The 16,858-nt window shown below is 58.0% G+C and carries 17 protein-coding genes; 6 read left to right on the plus strand and 11 right to left on the minus strand.

Going from position 1 to position 16,858, the window contains the following annotated elements; all coding sequences use genetic code 11:
* Positions 1-158: 158 nt before the first annotated feature.
* Entirely contained in the window at positions 159-542 is a 384-nt protein-coding gene (locus tag ACP7EE_RS00620) for a PaaI family thioesterase (protein ID WP_426232805.1), read from the minus strand.
* Positions 542-2,872 (minus strand): Tex family protein, encoded by a 2,331-nt coding sequence (locus ACP7EE_RS00625; RefSeq protein WP_426232807.1) that lies wholly within the window; start codon positions 2,870-2,872, stop codon positions 542-544. Before ACP7EE_RS00625 ends, ACP7EE_RS00620 begins: the two co-directional genes overlap by 1 nt.
* Before the next feature lie 360 nt (positions 2,873-3,232).
* Between ACP7EE_RS00625 and ompR the strand changes: the two genes are divergently transcribed.
* Both ompR and ACP7EE_RS00635 read left to right on the plus strand, forming a co-directional pair.
* Positions 3,233-3,973, plus strand: a complete 741-nt coding sequence (gene ompR / locus ACP7EE_RS00630) for a two-component system response regulator OmpR (protein ID WP_426201991.1) — start codon at positions 3,233-3,235, stop codon at positions 3,971-3,973.
* 102 nt (positions 3,974-4,075) lie between these two features.
* Positions 4,076-5,389, plus strand: coding sequence for an ATP-binding protein (locus ACP7EE_RS00635; protein WP_420646765.1), 1,314 nt, complete (start codon positions 4,076-4,078; stop codon positions 5,387-5,389).
* A gap of 245 nt (positions 5,390-5,634) precedes the next feature.
* On the opposite strand, the gene rimK is transcribed toward ACP7EE_RS00635, so the two are convergent.
* Both rimK and ACP7EE_RS00645 read right to left on the minus strand, forming a co-directional pair.
* Positions 5,635-6,540, minus strand: a complete 906-nt coding sequence (gene rimK, locus ACP7EE_RS00640) for a 30S ribosomal protein S6--L-glutamate ligase (protein WP_007949201.1) — start codon at positions 6,538-6,540, stop codon at positions 5,635-5,637.
* On the minus strand, positions 6,537-6,983 hold the full coding sequence (locus tag ACP7EE_RS00645; RefSeq protein WP_175559556.1) for an ATP-dependent zinc protease family protein: 447 nt from the start codon (positions 6,981-6,983) through the stop codon (positions 6,537-6,539). The genes rimK and ACP7EE_RS00645 overlap by 4 nt, the downstream gene beginning before the upstream one ends.
* Positions 6,984-7,236: 253 nt before the next feature.
* Here ACP7EE_RS00645 and ACP7EE_RS00650 point away from each other — a divergent pair, with 253 nt between their 5' ends.
* Positions 7,237-7,644 (plus strand): RNA-binding S4 domain-containing protein, encoded by a 408-nt coding sequence (locus tag ACP7EE_RS00650; RefSeq protein WP_426201988.1) that lies wholly within the window; start codon positions 7,237-7,239, stop codon positions 7,642-7,644.
* A gap of 131 nt (positions 7,645-7,775) precedes the next feature.
* Here the strand turns inward: ACP7EE_RS00650 and ACP7EE_RS00655 are convergent, their stop codons facing one another.
* Positions 7,776-8,576 (minus strand): phosphatase PAP2 family protein, encoded by an 801-nt coding sequence (locus ACP7EE_RS00655; RefSeq protein ID WP_420646767.1) that lies wholly within the window; start codon positions 8,574-8,576, stop codon positions 7,776-7,778.
* 104 nt (positions 8,577-8,680) lie between these two features.
* Between ACP7EE_RS00655 and hslO the strand changes: the two genes are divergently transcribed.
* Together hslO and ACP7EE_RS00665 are read left to right on the plus strand one after the other, a co-directional pair.
* Positions 8,681-9,583: an Hsp33 family molecular chaperone HslO gene (gene hslO, locus ACP7EE_RS00660; protein WP_426201984.1), complete on the plus strand. Its 903-nt coding sequence runs from the start codon at positions 8,681-8,683 to the stop codon at positions 9,581-9,583.
* Between the two features lie 182 nt (positions 9,584-9,765).
* On the plus strand, positions 9,766-11,307 hold the full coding sequence (locus ACP7EE_RS00665) for a phosphoenolpyruvate carboxykinase (protein WP_426232811.1): 1,542 nt from the start codon (positions 9,766-9,768) through the stop codon (positions 11,305-11,307).
* A 76-nt stretch (positions 11,308-11,383) separates the two neighbouring features.
* On the opposite strand, the gene ACP7EE_RS00670 is transcribed toward ACP7EE_RS00665, so the two are convergent.
* The 6 genes from ACP7EE_RS00670 to ACP7EE_RS00695 all read right to left on the minus strand — a co-directional run bounded on the left by ACP7EE_RS00670 (position 11,384) and on the right by ACP7EE_RS00695 (position 15,704).
* On the minus strand, positions 11,384-12,655 hold the full coding sequence (locus tag ACP7EE_RS00670) for a type II toxin-antitoxin system HipA family toxin (protein WP_426232813.1): 1,272 nt from the start codon (positions 12,653-12,655) through the stop codon (positions 11,384-11,386).
* Positions 12,652-13,131: a helix-turn-helix domain-containing protein gene (locus tag ACP7EE_RS00675; RefSeq protein WP_426201978.1), complete on the minus strand. Its 480-nt coding sequence runs from the start codon at positions 13,129-13,131 to the stop codon at positions 12,652-12,654. The genes ACP7EE_RS00670 and ACP7EE_RS00675 overlap by 4 nt, the downstream gene beginning before the upstream one ends.
* A 102-nt stretch (positions 13,132-13,233) precedes the next feature.
* Complete coding sequence (locus tag ACP7EE_RS00680; RefSeq protein WP_426232815.1) at positions 13,234-13,488, minus strand: hypothetical protein; 255 nt, start codon at positions 13,486-13,488, stop codon at positions 13,234-13,236.
* A gap of 60 nt (positions 13,489-13,548) precedes the next feature.
* Positions 13,549-13,848, minus strand: coding sequence for a hypothetical protein (locus tag ACP7EE_RS00685; protein WP_426202209.1), 300 nt, complete (start codon positions 13,846-13,848; stop codon positions 13,549-13,551).
* A gap of 343 nt (positions 13,849-14,191) precedes the next feature.
* Entirely contained in the window at positions 14,192-15,319 is a 1,128-nt protein-coding gene (locus ACP7EE_RS00690; protein WP_426232817.1) for a hypothetical protein, read from the minus strand.
* Positions 15,320-15,425: 106 nt separating this feature from the next.
* Positions 15,426-15,704 (minus strand): hypothetical protein, encoded by a 279-nt coding sequence (locus ACP7EE_RS00695; protein ID WP_426232819.1) that lies wholly within the window; start codon positions 15,702-15,704, stop codon positions 15,426-15,428.
* Between the two features lie 304 nt (positions 15,705-16,008).
* Between ACP7EE_RS00695 and ACP7EE_RS00700 the strand changes: the two genes are divergently transcribed.
* Positions 16,009-16,512 carry a polysaccharide deacetylase gene (locus tag ACP7EE_RS00700; RefSeq protein WP_426232821.1) on the plus strand — a complete coding sequence of 168 codons (504 nt, stop codon included), beginning with the start codon at positions 16,009-16,011 and terminating at the stop codon, positions 16,510-16,512.
* Positions 16,513-16,858: the final 346 nt, after the last annotated feature.

Below are 16,858 nucleotides of genomic sequence, written 5' to 3' on the forward strand. Positions count from 1 at the left end.
AAGGGTGAAGTTGAAACTGGCGTTTTCGCCTGGTTTTCGGGCCATGGAAGCCCCACTGGAAATGCCGACTTCGTTCCCTGAATCTGGCAGACGCGGGCGAAGAAAATTCCAACGCTGCGGTCACAGCGCCGAAATTAACTCAAAATGATGGGCAACATCTACAGGACAGCGAACGTGCCTTGCGCTTTTGCGACCAGTTTGTCGCCCTGCATCACGTCGGCTTCAACCACCAGCGTGCGTCGGCCCGGGTGGATGACCCGCGCCGTGCACAGCACCTCGCCGTCGGAAACGGCGCGGATGTAGTTGATCTTGCATTCGATGGTCGCACTTTGCTGATCAAAGCCGTGGGTGCTGGAACAGGCCAGCCCCATGGCGATGTCGACCAGGCTGAACAGCGCGCCGCCGTGCAGTTTGTTGCCACGGTTGCGCAACTGCGGTTCCAGCGCCAGGGCAACTTGCGCCACCCCGGTTTCCAGACTGTGCAGGCGGCAGCCCAACAGCTTGAAAAATGCGCTCTCGACCAGCCCGGCCGGAATTTTCATCAGCGCTTCTTCAACTGCTTGGCGTTGGCGAACAGCGACGCCATGGCGTTGTTGCTCGGCGCGGCAGTCGCGGTTGGGGCTTCTTTACGCGGCGCGTTGCCGGAAGACTGTCGCGAAGCCGATCCCGGACGCGAGCCACGTGCGCCGTCGATTTTCTCGCCCGGCGTGTCGCCCATGCGCATCGACAGACCTACGCGTTTGCGCGGGATATCGACTTCCATGACCTTCACTTTCACCACGTCGCCGGCCTTGACCGCTTCGCGTGGGTCCTTGATGAATTTCTCCGACAACGCCGAGATATGCACCAGACCATCCTGATGCACACCGATGTCGACGAACGCGCCGAACGCCGTGACGTTGGTCACTACGCCTTCGAGAATCATCCCCAGCTCCAGATCCTTGAGCTCTTCGACGCCTTCCTGGAACTCGGCAGTCTTGAACTCCGGACGCGGATCGCGACCCGGTTTTTCCAGCTCTTGCAGAATGTCGGTAACGGTTGGCAGACCAAAAGTCTCGTCGGTGAATTTCTTCGGATCCAGACGCTTCAGGAACGCGGCATCACCGATCAGCGAGCGAATATCGCGGTCGGTTTCAGCGGCGATGCGCTGTACCAGCGGATAGGCTTCCGGGTGCACCGCCGAGGAATCCAGCGGGTTGTCGCCGTTCATCACGCGCAAGAAGCCGGCAGCCTGTTCAAAGGTTTTTTCGCCCAGACGTGCGACTTTCTTCAATGCAGCGCGGGTCTTGAACGCGCCGTTCTCGTCACGGTGGGTGACGATATTCTGCGCCAGGGTCGCGTTGAGGCCGGAAATCCGTGCCAGCAGCGCCACGGAGGCAGTGTTCACATCCACGCCGACGGCGTTCACGCAATCCTCGACCACTGCATCCAGACCACGCGCCAGCTTCAGCTGCGATACGTCGTGCTGGTACTGGCCGACGCCGATGGATTTCGGATCGATTTTCACCAGCTCGGCCAGTGGATCCTGCAAGCGGCGGGCGATGGACACTGCGCCACGGATCGACACGTCAAGATCCGGGAATTCCTTGGCTGCCAGTTCCGACGCCGAGTACACCGACGCACCAGCCTCGGAAACCATGACCTTGGTCATTTTCATTGCTGGGTATTTTTTGATCAGCTCGATGGCCAGCTTGTCGGTTTCCCGGCTGGCGGTGCCGTTGCCGATGGCGATCAGGTCGACCGAATGCTTGGCGCACAACGCAGCCAGCACGGCGAGGGTCTGATCCCACTTGTTGTGCGGCACGTGCGGATAAACCGTGGTGTGATCGAGCAGCTTGCCGGTGGAGTCGACCACAGCAACCTTGCAACCGGTACGCAAGCCCGGGTCGAGACCCAAGGTGGCGCGCGGGCCGGCCGGAGCGGCCAGCAGCAAGTCGTGCAGGTTGTGCGCAAACACATTGATCGCCTCGGCTTCAGCGCCGTCACGCAGCTCGCCGAGCAGGTCGGTTTCGAGGTGGGTGTAGAGCTTGACCTTCCAGGTCCAGCGCACTACTTCGCCAAGCCATTTGTCCGCCGGACGGCCCTGATTCTGGATGCCGAATTGCTGGCCGATCATGCCTTCGCACGGGTGCATGGTGCCCGGCAGTTCGTCGCCGACTTTCAGTGCGGAGCTGAGAATGCCTTCGTTGCGCCCACGGAAAATCGCCAGCGCACGGTGCGACGGCATGCTTTTCAGCGGTTCGTCGTGTTCGAAGTAATCGCGGAACTTGGCGCCGGCCTCTTCCTTGCCGGCGATCACGCGGGCACTCAGGGTGGCTTCCTGTTTCAGGTAATTGCGCAGTTTTTCCAGCAGGTTGGCGTCTTCGGCGAAGCGCTCCATGAGGATGTACTTGGCGCCTTCCAGCGCAGCTTTTACATCGGCCACGCCTTTTTCGGCGTCGATGAAGCGTGCGGCTTCGGTTTCCGGCATCAGCGACGGGTCGTTGAACAGACCGTCCGCGAGCTCGCCGAGGCCGGCTTCCAGGGCAATCTGGCCCTTGGTGCGGCGCTTCTGCTTGTACGGCAGGTACAAGTCTTCGAGGCGGGTCTTGGTGTCGGCGAGCTTGATGTCGCGTTCCAGTTCAGGGGTGAGTTTGCCCTGCTCCTGAATACTGGCGAGGATGCTGATACGCCGTTCGTCGAGTTCTCGCAGGTAGCGCAGACGTTCTTCCAGATGACGCAACTGGGTGTCATCGAGGCTGCCGGTGACTTCTTTCCGGTAACGGGCGATGAAGGGCACGGTCGAGCCTTCATCGAGTAGCGCGACGGCCGCTTCGACCTGTTGTGGGCGTACGCCGAGTTCCTCGGCGATGCGGCTGTTGATGCTGTCCATAAAACCACCTGACAAATTGTGAAAGCAGGCTCGCAGGCAAGAAAATAAAGGCCCGGAGTCTGGTTGAGCGGCCTGACGTTCGCCGCTGCCTGGGTCAAGAGGCATGCCATTGACCCGTGAAATCGAACAATTACTGCGCTGGCCATGGAAAAAACCAGCGGCCATCTAAGGTAACGATTCAGACGTTGCCTGACACAAAACGCCGCGCATTATAACCAGCGTTCTGTCATTCGGGGGCGACGCAGTCTGTAGGCATAAACCCCGGTTTTCTGGCAGTGAAGGAAAAATCTGCTAACAATGCACACGGTGCGTATAACGACAGCTACGCCATAATGCGCGCCGAGCTAAAAGGAGCATCTAATGAGCAGCACTGCACAACCTGCTGAAGGCGAAAAAATTCTTATTGTTGACGACGATCCGGGGCTGAGCAGCCTGCTGGAACGTTTCTTCGTCAGCAAGGGCTACCGTGCCCGCGCTGTACCGAACACTGAACAGATGGACCGTTTGCTGGCCCGCGAAGTGTTCAACCTGGTGGTACTCGACCTGATGCTGCCCGGCGAAGACGGCCTGACCGCTTGCCGCCGCCTGCGTGGCGCGAACAATCAGATCCCGATCATCATGCTCACCGCCAAGGGCGACGAGCTGAGCCGTATCAAGGGCCTGGAACTGGGCGCCGACGATTACCTGGCCAAGCCGTTCAATCCGGACGAGCTGATGGCCCGCGTCAAAGCGGTCCTGCGCCGTCAAGCCGCACCGGTGCCAGGCGCGCCGGGCAGCGAAGACGAAAACGTCACGTTCGGCGATTACGTATTGTCGCTGGCGACCCGCGAACTCAAGCGTGGCGACGAAGTACACATGCTCACTACCGGTGAGTTTGCGGTACTCAAGGCCTTGGTGATGAACGCGCGTCAGCCACTGACTCGCGACAAGTTGATGAACCTGGCCCGGGGTCGTGAATGGGATGCTCTGGAGCGTTCCATCGACGTGCAGATTTCCCGTCTGCGCCGGATGATCGAACCCGATCCGTCCAAACCGCGCTACATCCAGACTGTCTGGGGCGTGGGCTACGTGTTCGTACCGGATGGCAACGCCACCAAGTGATTGGTGATTTGTAGGAGCGGGTCTGACGGATGAGTTGTCCGCAGACTCGCCATCCGCAATATGCGAGCATTGCTCGCTCCTGCAAGTGTGTAGCGCGTATCCATGAAAACCCCCGTCTGGTTCCCCCAAAGTTTCTTCTCTCGCACCCTTTGGCTGGTGCTCATCGTCGTGCTGTTTTCCAAGGCGCTGACCCTGGTTTATCTGTTGATGAACGAAGACGTGCTGGTGGATCGCCAATACAGCCACGGCGTGGCCCTGACGTTGCGCGCCTATTGGGCGGCCGACGAAGAAAACCGCGAGAAGATTGCCGATGCCGCAACCCTGATCCGCGTGGTCGGCGCCGGTGTGCCGGAAGGCGAACAGCACTGGCCTTACAGCGAAATCTACCAGCGGCAGATGCAGGCAGAACTCGGTGCCGACACCGAAGTGCGCTTGCGTATGCACTCGCCGCCGGCGCTGTGGGTGCGCGCGCCTAGCCTGGGTGATGGCTGGCTGAAAGTGCCGCTGTACCCGCATCCGTTGCGCGGACAGAAGATCTGGAACGTGCTCGGCTGGTTCCTCGCCATTGGTTTGCTGTCCACCGCGTCGGCGTGGATTTTTGTCAGCCAGCTCAATCAACCGTTGAAGCGCTTGGTTTATGCCGCACGGCAACTGGGTCAGGGCCGCAGTGTGCGCCTGCCGATCAGCGATACACCGAGCGAAATGACCGAGGTTTACCGCGCGTTCAACCAGATGGCGGAAGACGTCGAGCAGGCCGGTCGCGAGCGTGAACTGATGCTGGCGGGCGTGTCTCACGATTTGCGTACGCCGCTGACGCGCCTGCGCTTGTCGCTTGAGCTGATGGGCGATCACACCGATCTGACCGACGATATGGTGCGCGACATCGAAGACATGGACGCGATTCTCGACCAGTTCCTCGCGTTCATTCGTGACGGCCGTGATGAAACCGTGGAAGAGGTCGATCTCAGCGATCTGGTGCGTGAAGTGGCTGCGCCGTACAACCAGAGCGAAGAGAAAGTGCGTTTGCGTCTGGAGCCGATCCAGCCGTTTCCGTTACGCCGGGTGTCGATGAAACGTTTGCTGAACAACTTGATTGGCAATGCCTTGAATCACGCAGGTAGCGGGGTTGAAGTGGCGGCTTATGTATCCGGCGACACCAGTGCGCCGTATGTGGTGCTGAGTGTGATGGACCGTGGCGCGGGGATTGACCCGTCCGAGCTTGAGGCGATTTTCAATCCGTTTACCCGTGGTGATCGGGCGCGGGGCGGGAAGGGGACTGGCTTGGGGCTGGCGATCGTGAAGCGGATTGCTTCGATGCATGGCGGCAATGTTGAGTTGCGCAATCGGTCCGGGGGTGGGCTGGAGGCGCGGGTTCGGTTGCCGCTGGGGTTGATGCTTCCAAGAGACGCCGTTTAACCACCAAAAGCCCCTCACCCCAGCCCTCCCGAAACGTCGGACCGCCCGGAGGGAGAGGGGGCCGACCGAGTTGTCTCGCGCTATACATCGACCTGAGAGAGCCAGTCGATTATGGGTTCGTTCAAGTTACCAGCGATCATGGATTCACCCTTAATCGCTCAAGTCGGCGTAGTTCTCCAATATCCCCCAATCAGTCCCCTCTCCCTATGGGAGAGGGTTAGGGTGAGGGGCTCTTGCTCCTTGCTTTAGCCCTTGCCTTTGGTGCGAGTCATATTCGGCCCGCCATTCTTCTCAAGATGCTCAATGATGATCCCCGCCACATTCTTCCCGGTGGTGGTCTCGATCCCTTCCAGCCCCGGCGACGAGTTCACTTCCATCACCAGCGGCCCGTGATTGGAACGCAAGATATCCACACCCGCCACCGCCAGTCCCATGACCTTGGCCGCACGCAGCGCAGTCATGCGTTCTTCCGGGGTGATCTTGATCAGGCTGGCGCTGCCGCCGCGATGCAGGTTGGAGCGAAATTCCCCAGGCTTGGCCTGACGCTTCATCGCCGCGATCACCTTGTCGCCGACCACGAAGCAGCGGATGTCGGCGCCACCGGCCTCCTTGATGTATTCCTGGACCATGATGTTCTGCTTCAAACCCATGAACGCTTCGATCACCGACTCCGCGGCCGTCGCGGTTTCGCACAAGACCACGCCGATGCCCTGGGTGCCCTCCAGCACCTTGATCACCAGCGGCGCGCCGTTGACCATGTCGATCAGGTCTGGAATGTCATCCGGCGAATGCGCGAAGCCAGTTACCGGCAGACCGATACCGCGGCGCGACAGCAGTTGCAGCGAACGCAACTTGTCCCGTGAACGTGCAATCGCCACCGATTCGTTGAGCGGGAACACCCCCATCATTTCGAACTGACGCAACACTGCGCAGCCATAAAACGTCACCGACGCGCCGATTCGGGGAATCACTGCATCGAAGCCTTCCAGCGGTTTGCCACGGTAGTGGATCTGCGGCTTGTGGCTGGCAATGTTCATATAGGCGCGCAAGGTGTCGATCACCACCATTTCATGCCCGCGCTCGGTTCCGGCTTCGACCAGACGGCGGGTGGAATACAGACGCGGATTGCGCGACAGCACAGCGATCTTCATGCAACACCTGTGGAAGAGGTAGATACCGGGAACACCGGCTTGTCTTGTACATATTTGATGCCCGGATTGACCACCAGGTGGCCGTCGATCAGGGCTTTGGAACCGAGCAACAGGCGATAGCGCATGGACTTGCGGCAGGCGAGGGTGAACTCGATCGGCCAGACTCGATCACCGAGGGCCAGCGTCGTGCTGATCACGTAGCGCTCCTGCGCGTGGCCGTTAGAGCTTTTGATAGTCTTGCGGGTCACCAGCGGCGCTTCGCAACGCCGATGGCGCAACTGCACCACCGTGCCCAGGTGCGCGGTGAAACGCACCCATTTCTGGCCATCGCGCTCAAACGGCTCGATGTCAGTGGCGTGCAGGCTGGAGGTGCTGGCACCGGTGTCTATTTTTGCCCGAAGGCCGGCGACTCCCAGATCCGGGAGCGCCACCCACTCGCGCAGACCGACAACGGTCAAATGGTCAAATGTCTTCAAAAAAATGCTCAACCGGTGAAAACTGCCGACGGGCCTGTATTGGCTCGGATTGGCGGTATTCACGCAGAATAATGGTTAAAAGGCGACAGATATCGACGGCCCGGATTGTTGGTAGTTCAAGCCAGACGGCGACGCGCACATTGCAATGCGCGTCGGGGTAATTCATGGCATGACAGGAACGGTAGTACAGTTCACCAATATTTCAGAATGAGGACATGCCATGGCACAAAAAAGCGAAGAGGACGATAAGGTCCGTCTCGACAAGTGGCTATGGGCTGCGCGCTTTTACAAAACCCGCGCCTTGGCCAAAGCCGCCATCGAGAGTGGCAAGGTGCATTGTCGGGGAGAGCGCTGCAAGCCTGGCAAAGAGCCACGCATCGGCGATGAATTCGAGATTCGCACCGGGTTCGATTCAAAAGTTGTCGTGGTGCAGGCTCTGTCGATCGTACGCCGTGGCGCGCCTGAGGCGCAGACGCTGTATGCGGAGACCGAAGCCAGCATCGCCAAGCGCGAAGCCTCCGCCGAGATGCGCAAGGCCGGTGCGATTGGCGTGACCACCGATGGCAAGCCGAGCAAAAAGCAGCGGCGGGATCTGTTCAAATTTCGTGGGAACAGCAGCAGCGAGTAAGGATGATATTTGTGTAGTGATTGTTGCGGCCTCATCGCTAGCAGGCTAGCTCCCACAGTGAAATGCATTCCAATGTGGGAGCCAGCCTGCTGGCGATCGAGTGCGCAGCACTCGCCATAGGCGACGCAGTATCAGGCGCTACGCACCACACTCATCCGCGACACCACCGGCAATTTGCCCAGCAAACTAAAAATCGGCGCCGTGACCTTCAGCCAGAAATTCGCCGCGTGATAAGCAAACGGCGTGTAGTAACCCCAGCCCAACGCCCAAACCGCCAACAGCATTCCGCCGATGTAGTCGTCCTGGCCCCAATGCGCACCGGCCACCAATCGCGGCAGCATAAACAACAGCGCCAGACCCCACACTGCCAGAAACTGGCCAACCGTGCGGCTAAACACGCCCATGAACAGCGCCCAGATCAGCAATACCGAAGCATGGTCACCGGGAAAGCTCTGGCTCGAGCGATCCTTCAGCTCCCAGGTTTTCTCAAGGTGCGGGAAGTAATCGCTCAGATGTACCGCACCTTCCAGCACCATCGACGGGCTGCTGTGCTGCCAGCCCATGCGATCAGCGAACTTGGAAAACAGCGCGCGAATCACCACCATCAACAACAGAATCGAGAAAAAACCGAAAAATGCCCGACGCGCATCAATCGCCTTGAACACCCAGTCGCCTTTGATAAGAAGCGTCAGCAGAATCAGTCCGACAACGATGTCGAACGGGCGCAGACTTGCAATTGCCCAGATGTGGAGCCATATGGGGTTGCTGGCCAGCGGCGTATTGAGTGAGCGGAACAGCCACTCGTCGAAAATCACACACAGCATCTGACCCGTAGGCCATAACCAGAAAGCCAGTAGCGCCAACGGCACCACATTGCACAGAACCAGCCGGCCGAGGTTCCATCTGGATTGGAACAAACCCGGATTGTTCATAAAATGCCTCCCGTGGCTGAACGTTACGCACCAAACAGGTGCAAAGAAGCGCGGCATTCTCATATCTTGTAACCATTTTGTCATCAATTCAGATACCCAGACCTATGACCGATCTCCCGGATACCGACTACACCCAACGCTTCATCTTCGATGACAGCGACACTCGCGGCGAATTGGTGTCGCTGGAACGCAGCTATGCCGAAGTGCTCGCCAAGCATCCGTACCCGGAGCCGGTCGCGCAGTTGCTCGGCGAGCTGATGGCTGCCGCGTCGTTGCTGGTTGGCACGCTGAAATTCGACGGCTTGCTGATTCTGCAGGCGCGCTCCGAAGGCCCGATCCCGATGCTGATGATCGAGTGCTCCAGCGAGCGCGAGATCCGTGGTTTGGCGCGTTATCACGCGGACCAGATCGCCCCGGACGCGACCCTCAGCGACCTCATGCCGAACGGCGTATTGGCCCTGACCGTCGATCCGACCGTTGGCCAACGCTACCAGGGTATCGTCGATCTCGACGGCGAAACCCTCTCCGAGTGCTTCACCAACTACTTCGTCATGTCGCAACAGGTCGGCACGCGGTTCTGGCTGTACGCCGATGGCCGTCGCGCCCGTGGTCTGCTGTTGCAACAGCTGCCGGCCGACCGCTTGAAGGACGAAGAAGAACGCGCCGCCAGTTGGCAGCACATCACCGCGCTGGGCAGTACATTGACCGCCGATGAACTGTTGAGCCTGGACAACGAAACCGTGCTGCACCGTCTCTACCATGAAGAGCAGGTGCGTCTGTTTGATGTGCAGCATTTGCATTTCCATTGCAGCTGCTCGCGTGAGCGTTCGGGCAATGCGCTGGTCAGCCTCGGTCTGGAAGATGCGCAGGCACTGGTCATCGAGCACGGTGGAAATATCGAGATCGATTGCCAGTTCTGCAACGAACGCTACCTGTTTGATGCGACAGATGTTGTCCAATTGTTCGCGGGTGCAGGTGTCGAGACCCCGTCAGATACCCGGCACTAAAACGGTTCAGCGCAGGTAAATTCACTGCTCCACGACGGAATTACGCCGTTACGACGGGAGGACCCTACTCTTTTTGGGCGTTTCTGGCATAATCCGGCCCACTTTTTGTCGCGGTAGTAGTGCACGACTTTCTACTACAAAACGTTTGGAGCACACTCGGCCACTGGCCGACGGGGAATCTCATGACGCAAGCCAATAACGCCGTGTACACCGATCTGAGTGTTGATGATCTGGTAAAAGAAGCCCTCAACCGCGGTGAAGGCGAGCTTGCCGATACCGGCGCTCTGGTTGTTCGCACCGGTCACCGCACCGGTCGTTCGCCAGTCGATCGCTTCATCGTTGAAGAGCCTTCCACCCAGGCCGCTATCGCCTGGGGCCCGATCAACCGCAAGTTCCCGGCCGACAAGTTCGATGCCCTGTGGGACCGCGTTGAAGCGTTCAACAACGCGCAAGAGCATTTCGTTTCCCACGTGCATGTAGGCGCGGCCGACGATCACTACCTTGCCGTGAAAATGACCACTCAGACTGCCTGGCAGAACCTGTTCGGTCGTTGCCTGTTCATCAACCCGGAAAAGTACAACCCGGCTGGCCGTGAAGAGTGGCAAGTGCTCAACGTTGCCAACTTCGAGTGCGTGCCTGAACGTGACGGCACCAACTCCGACGGTTGCGTGATCCTCAACTTCGCGCAGAAAAAAGTCCTGATCGCTGGCATGCGTTACGCCGGTGAGATGAAAAAAGCCATGTTCTCGGTGCAGAACTTCCTGCTGCCGGCCGCTGACGTGCTGCCTATGCACTGCGCTGCCAACATCGGCGAAGAAGGCGACGTTACCCTGTTCTTCGGTCTGTCCGGCACTGGCAAAACCACTCTGTCGGCCGACGAAAGCCGTTACCTGATCGGTGACGACGAACACGGCTGGGGCGAAGGCGTTGTTTTCAACATCGAAGGCGGCTGCTACGCCAAATGCATCGACTTGTCCGAGAAGAACGAGCCGGTCATCTGGAAAGCTATCAAGCACGGCGCAGTGCTGGAAAACGTCGTTATCGACGATGCCAAGCACGCCGACTATGCCGATGTCAGCCTGACCCAGAACAGCCGCGCCGCCTACCCGCTGGAACACGTTGCCAAGCGCTCCGAGAAGAACCTCGGTGGCGAGCCGAACGCTGTAATCTTCCTGACCTGCGACCTGACCGGTGTACTGCCGCCAGTGTCGATCCTCAACGAAGAACAAGCGGCCTACCACTTCCTGTCCGGCTACACCGCTCTGGTGGGCTCGACTGAAATGGGTTCCGGCAGCGGCATCAAGTCGACCTTCTCCACCTGCTTCGGCGCACCGTTCTTCCCGCGCCCGGCCGGCGAATACGCAGAGCTGCTGATCAAGCGCATCCGCGGCTTCGGCTCCAAGGTCTACCTGGTCAACACCGGCTGGACCGGCGGCGGCTACGGTGTCGGTAAACGCTTCAACATCCCGACCACCCGCGCGGTGATCGCAGCGATCCAGAGCGGCGCCCTGATCGGCACTGCAACCGAGCACCTGGACACCATCAACCTCGACGTGCCACTGGCCGTACCGGGCGTTGAAACTGGCCTGTTGAACCCACGCAACACCTGGGCTGACAAAGCTGCATACGACGAAGCCGCCAAAGCATTGGCCGGTCTGTTCATCGAGAACTTCAAGAAGTTCGAAGTGAGCGACGCGATCAAGGCTGCTGGTCCCAAGTTGTAAGACTTAGCTCTGGTGAATGAGAAAGCCGCCTTTTGGGGCGGCTTTTTTGTGGATAACGGTTTGATGACGCTTACTTTCACTTTTCCGACAGTTGAAAAGCAGGAGCCATATTTTCCTGTTCACGCCTTGGAATGCCAAGCGCGCTGGCCAATGTCGGCCACTGCATAACGGTTAGCTGAAAGTCATTGATGATCTGTTCGGCATCTTCGTTATTAACGCGGAAAGTTCCCGCCACTTCTCGCGCCAGCTCCAGATCCAAAGCGTTATCGGAGTCCGTGATGTTCAGCTTCAACCCATCAGCATGCGCTACCGGATTCATGTCATAAGCCTCGGATAGCCGCCACCCGCGACCAGGATCGAGAATGAAGCCGTGATTGCGCAGATGGTCATCGGTGTTCGAGACCAGAATGTTGAAGACTATTCGTGACCATAACTCGCGCAGGTCGGTGTCTACATCGGAGCCATGCTCAATGATTACCCGAGCCAATTCCATGTAGCTCGCGCCAGTCGAAGCATCGTCGCCGTCGACGCGGTCAGTCATGGTCATGGCAGAGGCGAAGTGGAAACGGCCACCGCTTTCGTTTCGGTCAAAACGTTTGACCATAAAGCAGTGGTGATCACTGGCGTAGCGTTGAGCGGTACCGGTTGCGACCCTTAATCCACAGTTATTGGCGAGAGCATTCACCACCATTTCCCAGCCCCCGACGTCGTAGTCGTCTCGAATGCTCGGAAATTTGGCGATCCACAGTTGCCCGCGCTGGTCTGCGACGCTGGCCTTAGGTCTTGCGCCACCCAGTGATCCGCCGGGTGCGATCAGCATTCTTAGCCATTCGCCACCTTCGACTGATGTATTGTCGGGATCGTTTTCCAGTGCGCGGCTTGCTTGCTCCAACGCGCGCAATTTCAGGAATGGTGGCGCCGCCATGTTTTCTCGGTCATCGAGAAATCGGCCTTCATCATTGAGTTTGTAGCGCAGGGCTCCTACTCGAAAGGCATCATGCACTCCTAGCAGGTAATCGGACTCAAAGAGCTTGCTGCCTCCAGGCACTATTGCGTCGCGAATTTCTCGTTCCAAACGCCGCTTCATCAGCAAACGTCCCCATCTATCAGGGCTTGAGTCTGCGAACACCCCGAATTGGGATTGATGACCACCCGGAAACTGGTGCCCCTGGAAAAGTTTGATCCGGGGATCCAGCCCCATGAAGCTCAATTCCGGATCCGCAAGTGCGGCAGGATCGTACTCAAACTGGAACCCTTCGTTAGCTCGGGCCTTTCTGGCGTGCAGAAACCCTAAGCGTCTCGCGCCCTTTAAGGATTCCCAGTCTGCATAAACGGCAATTCGCGTCATTCTTTACCTGGCTTCGGGTCGGTTTTCTTCTTGTTCAGCAGATCGGAAAGCGAGTGGGTGTTGAGCGGAAAGTCTTTGGTCAGGTTTGCGATGTACGCGCTGTCCTCAATTACCCCGGTATTTGTGCCATTGGCTGGGGGCGATTTGTTGATCTTCGCCGTTCCACGGACTCTCTGGGGTTTTGCTCCTGGCAGCAACTGGGCATCTTGCAGTTGGCGTCCCAGATCATCGACGTCGGCCATTTTTTTCAAGTCCTTCTCCAAGCCAAGCACCTGCATTACCGACAGATAAGCCCCCATGGTGACGCCCGACCCACCGGACTCTAGCGAGCGCAGTGTTGTCAGCGACATGCCCGATCTTTCGGCGACTTGTCTGGCGGTCAGCTTGCGGCGCAGGCGAGCCAGTTTCAGTCGCTCGCCAAACTCTGAAAGCAGTCTGGATGTGGCGGGCAGCAGCGGCGCTGTTTTCTTAGCCATGTGCCAATATTCCCTCAGTTTTTTAGCTTAACTGCCAGAATAATAGCACTTGGAAGGGGGCATGCTTGATCGAGTTAAATGAGTAAAGTGATTGGTTAAGTATCAATATTCCAGTGCTTTCATCGCTAGGTAGGCAGAATATTGCCACTTAGCTGCGCTGGAGGATTCGTGCCGATGGTCATCCTGGGCGGTTACCGTGGCCACATTTGCCGACAGGTTCGATTTATCTGGCTCCAATCTAGCCAGTTCGTTCTTCGGTGTTTCAACATGGAACTCGCGAGAGGGACGCTGCAAACCTCGAACGATGTCGTCTATCTCCCGCACGCTTTCCAGTAACTCTTCAAAAAATCGGCTCATGGTTGTTTCCTGATTTGGATCATTCCCACGCGAAGCGCAGGAATGAGTTCTCCCTTGGCTTCAGGCCGGTGCTTTCCAATTCATCATGCGTTGCTGGGCAACCTGGAGCAGGTCACAACCGTCTTGGGTCAGGATGTAGAGCGCATGAGTGATGTGGGGTATGTCTTTGACGTCGGCTTGTTTGAAGCAGAGGCAGTAGAGGGTTTCGAGCAGATCGGCGGATGCACGCAGGCGTTGGAAGGCGCATTCGAGGATGTCTTGCGGGTTGGCTTCTGTGTCGATCACCAAGGGCTTGGTGTCGGTGAGGTTGGATTCGAGTGGCTGGTAGCGATCGGTGGGGAACTGTTTCCGTGAATTCATAAATGCGATCTCTGTAGGCTTCGGATAAACCGCTGCTACCGTGACCAAGCGGTGGAGGCGGACTGTGTTCAAGTTGGTCAAACCGGCAGAGATAACCCGGTACGCCGAAGCGTCCCAAACACAGCCGCCATATAGCGAGCCGACAAAAAACGTCGGCAGCATACAAGGGCATGCATCAGTTATCTCTGTTTTTCAGGTGACCAAACCTGAGCCGCTGATATCTTGCAGCGGCGGAGTCGACTATAGATTCGAGCCACCAAGCCGCGATAGGCGATAAAGAGTCTTCACTTGTAGGAACAGGACGAAGTTCGCATAGGCCGTTGCTGTAGGTTTTTTCGTCGCCTCAACCAATATGCTGATACGCCGCAACATCCCCCAGCGCGGTGCTCAGCCCCGTGGCCGGCGCGTAGATCGTGCCCTTCACCGCCGAGAAAATCACGCCTTTGCTGCCCAGCGAAACGTAGCGCTCGCCTTGATCCAGTTCGGTGAAATAGGTGTAGGACTGCTTTTCCATCGCCTTGTACTGCGCGGCTGCGCGGGTCATGGCGTTGTGGTGGGTTTGCAGGTCGGCCGGGGTCAGGTTGAGTGGCTTGGCCAGCGTAACGCCCCAGCGCTTGAGGCAGGTTTCTGCGAAGTGACGGACGATCAGGCCCGGTTCGGCCAGCACTTTCGCGCCAGCGACGCCATCGGCCGCGGCATTGCCTACCAGCGTGGCGTGGCGGCCGGGCATTGGGTAGATGCTGGTTTTGGTGCCGGTGGCCGTTTGCGGGATGACGCAGCTGAAGCCTTTCGAGCGTTCGTCGCGTGCGTAGAAGCCCACGTACTCTTTTACGTTGTAATTGAGTTTGACCCGGTTCTCCTGAAAGTTGCCGATGCCCGGCACCGGATCAATCGCGAAGATGTTCACCGGGATGTTCTTCAGTGCGCTGTCGTTGAACATTGCGTTGGCCAGCATATGGCAACTGATGCCACCGCGACTCCAACCCACAAGATTGACTTTGGTTGGGATAACACCGTCCTTGCGAAACGTTTTGATTATCTGTTCCTGCAACTTCTGTTGCGTGACGCTGCGATCGCCGTAGTTATATTTGCGCCACATCCACGAACCTTCGACTTTGACATCTTCAATGGGGATGCCGGCGGCTTTCAGGCGGTTGTATTCGGCCTCGGTCAGTTGCTCGCGGTGCCAGTCACACTTGCCTTTAATGATATTCATGGCGTGTTGCACGTTTTCGTCCCAGCCCTTGCCGAATAGCGTGCCGCTGAGCCCGTAGTCTTTGGACTTGGTGAACAGTTCGTCTGCCTGCAAATTGCTGGTGCCGGGACCGTCAACCACCAGCCACTCGGCGAACTCGCGGCCGCCGTGATGCGAGGCGAGCGTGGAAACCAGTTCGCCGTCCCAGTAGTTGCCATTGGTGGTATCAAACTTTGTGGAACCCGTGCCGCAAAAGAAAATAGTTAATGTTGTCATGAGTAGTGCTCTTGGTTGATGTAAGAGCAAACAGACTAGTGCTGGTTTTTCCGATAAATAAAGCGGTGGGTTGTTGCGAGTTTTGTAGGTCTGTAAATTATGTGGCTTATTTAATTTGTTGCTTTGCAACTTCCAGCAGGTCGCATCCATCCTGCATCAATAAATAAAGCGCATTGGTGATGTTCGGAATGTCTTTCACATCCGCCTGTTTGAAACACAAGCAGTAAAGAGTTTCCAGAAGGTCAGTGGCTGCACGCATGCGTTGCTCGGCGGCATTGAGCAAATCACTCTGAGTTGCGTCGGTATCAATCACCAGCACCGGATTGTCGCAGTAGTTGCTTTTAAGGGGGCGATAACGGGATTCAAACGGTTCGAAGGTGTTCATGGTTGAGGCGCGTCCTTTATGCAGTCGCTTGGGCGGGCCGACACCCAGTGTTCAGCCGCGCCGGCCACTATAGAAGGGCCTGATCAAGCGGGACAAGACAGCCGCGATGGACAGAATGCGTAGGGGGTTTTCCGTGGCTCGGGTATTTGCCCTACGACTTTTCGAGGCTTTTTCATCACCAAACCCTTAGATGAGAAGTTTCCTACTGGATTATCAGGTGTTTCCTGGCAAACCTCTGTATGGTGCGCGCCAGAATCCGTAGGGCGTTTCCAAACGTCCGACACGCGCTTAAAGGGAATTAGGTATGCATTGGCTACGAATGGCCTCGATCATTTTGCTGTGGGCCAGCGGTTGTCGTTTGACGATGGCTTCCGATGCGGGCAACGGGTTGGTGCTGGCCAATCTGGAACGCACCGGGTGGCCGGATTCGCTGACGAACCAGACAGGCATCGACACCGCGTCTCGCGCCGAAGTGCTGATGTTCGGCAAGGCGCTGCTCGCCAGCGAAGCGTTGAACGAGAGCGGATTGAAACAGCAACTGGGCGTGCCGCAAGTGCACCTCGAATCGATCCGGCAAGTACGTGACGGACTTTGGGATCGTTTGCTGAGCACTTACCGCGACTCCAGTCAGAGCTGTGACGCCCAAGCGTTTTGCCCGCGGGTACGCAGCGTCGCCGACTTGCGTCAGTTGGCAGCGGCCTTCACAGGCGATATCAGCCCTGCCCATGCACTCTGGGCGAGTAAAAGCCCAGGCGTGCATGAGCAGGTATTGAACGAGCAACTGCGCCTTGCGGTGCTGTTGCCCTAGCGCGGGGTCATCGCACTTGAGCCGCATCCGCTAACCAGAGACCGGCGCGCGGCGGTAAGCCATCGGGTGGCGGCGTACATGCGCTCAGCAGCAGTGACGCGACGATGAGGGCGAGGGGTAACTTCAACCGGTTCGACATGATCATTCCTTGGTGAGAATCTGCGCCCGTCAGCCGTCCTGGCGTGAAGGGGCATGCGCAGATTTTTGTGGAGCCGGCACATTACCGCTTGGCGGACAAACGGCGCGATAAACAAATTACCTCGCCTGTTTCAACCCGTGGCCCGTCGCCCGACGCTGTATCATCCCGTATCGAATTGCCCCCGACCTTTTCTCGACTCGCTGCGAT

Source organism: Pseudomonas sp. TWP3-2, from assembly GCF_049897765.1.
GTDB lineage: Bacteria > Pseudomonadota > Gammaproteobacteria > Pseudomonadales > Pseudomonadaceae > Aquipseudomonas.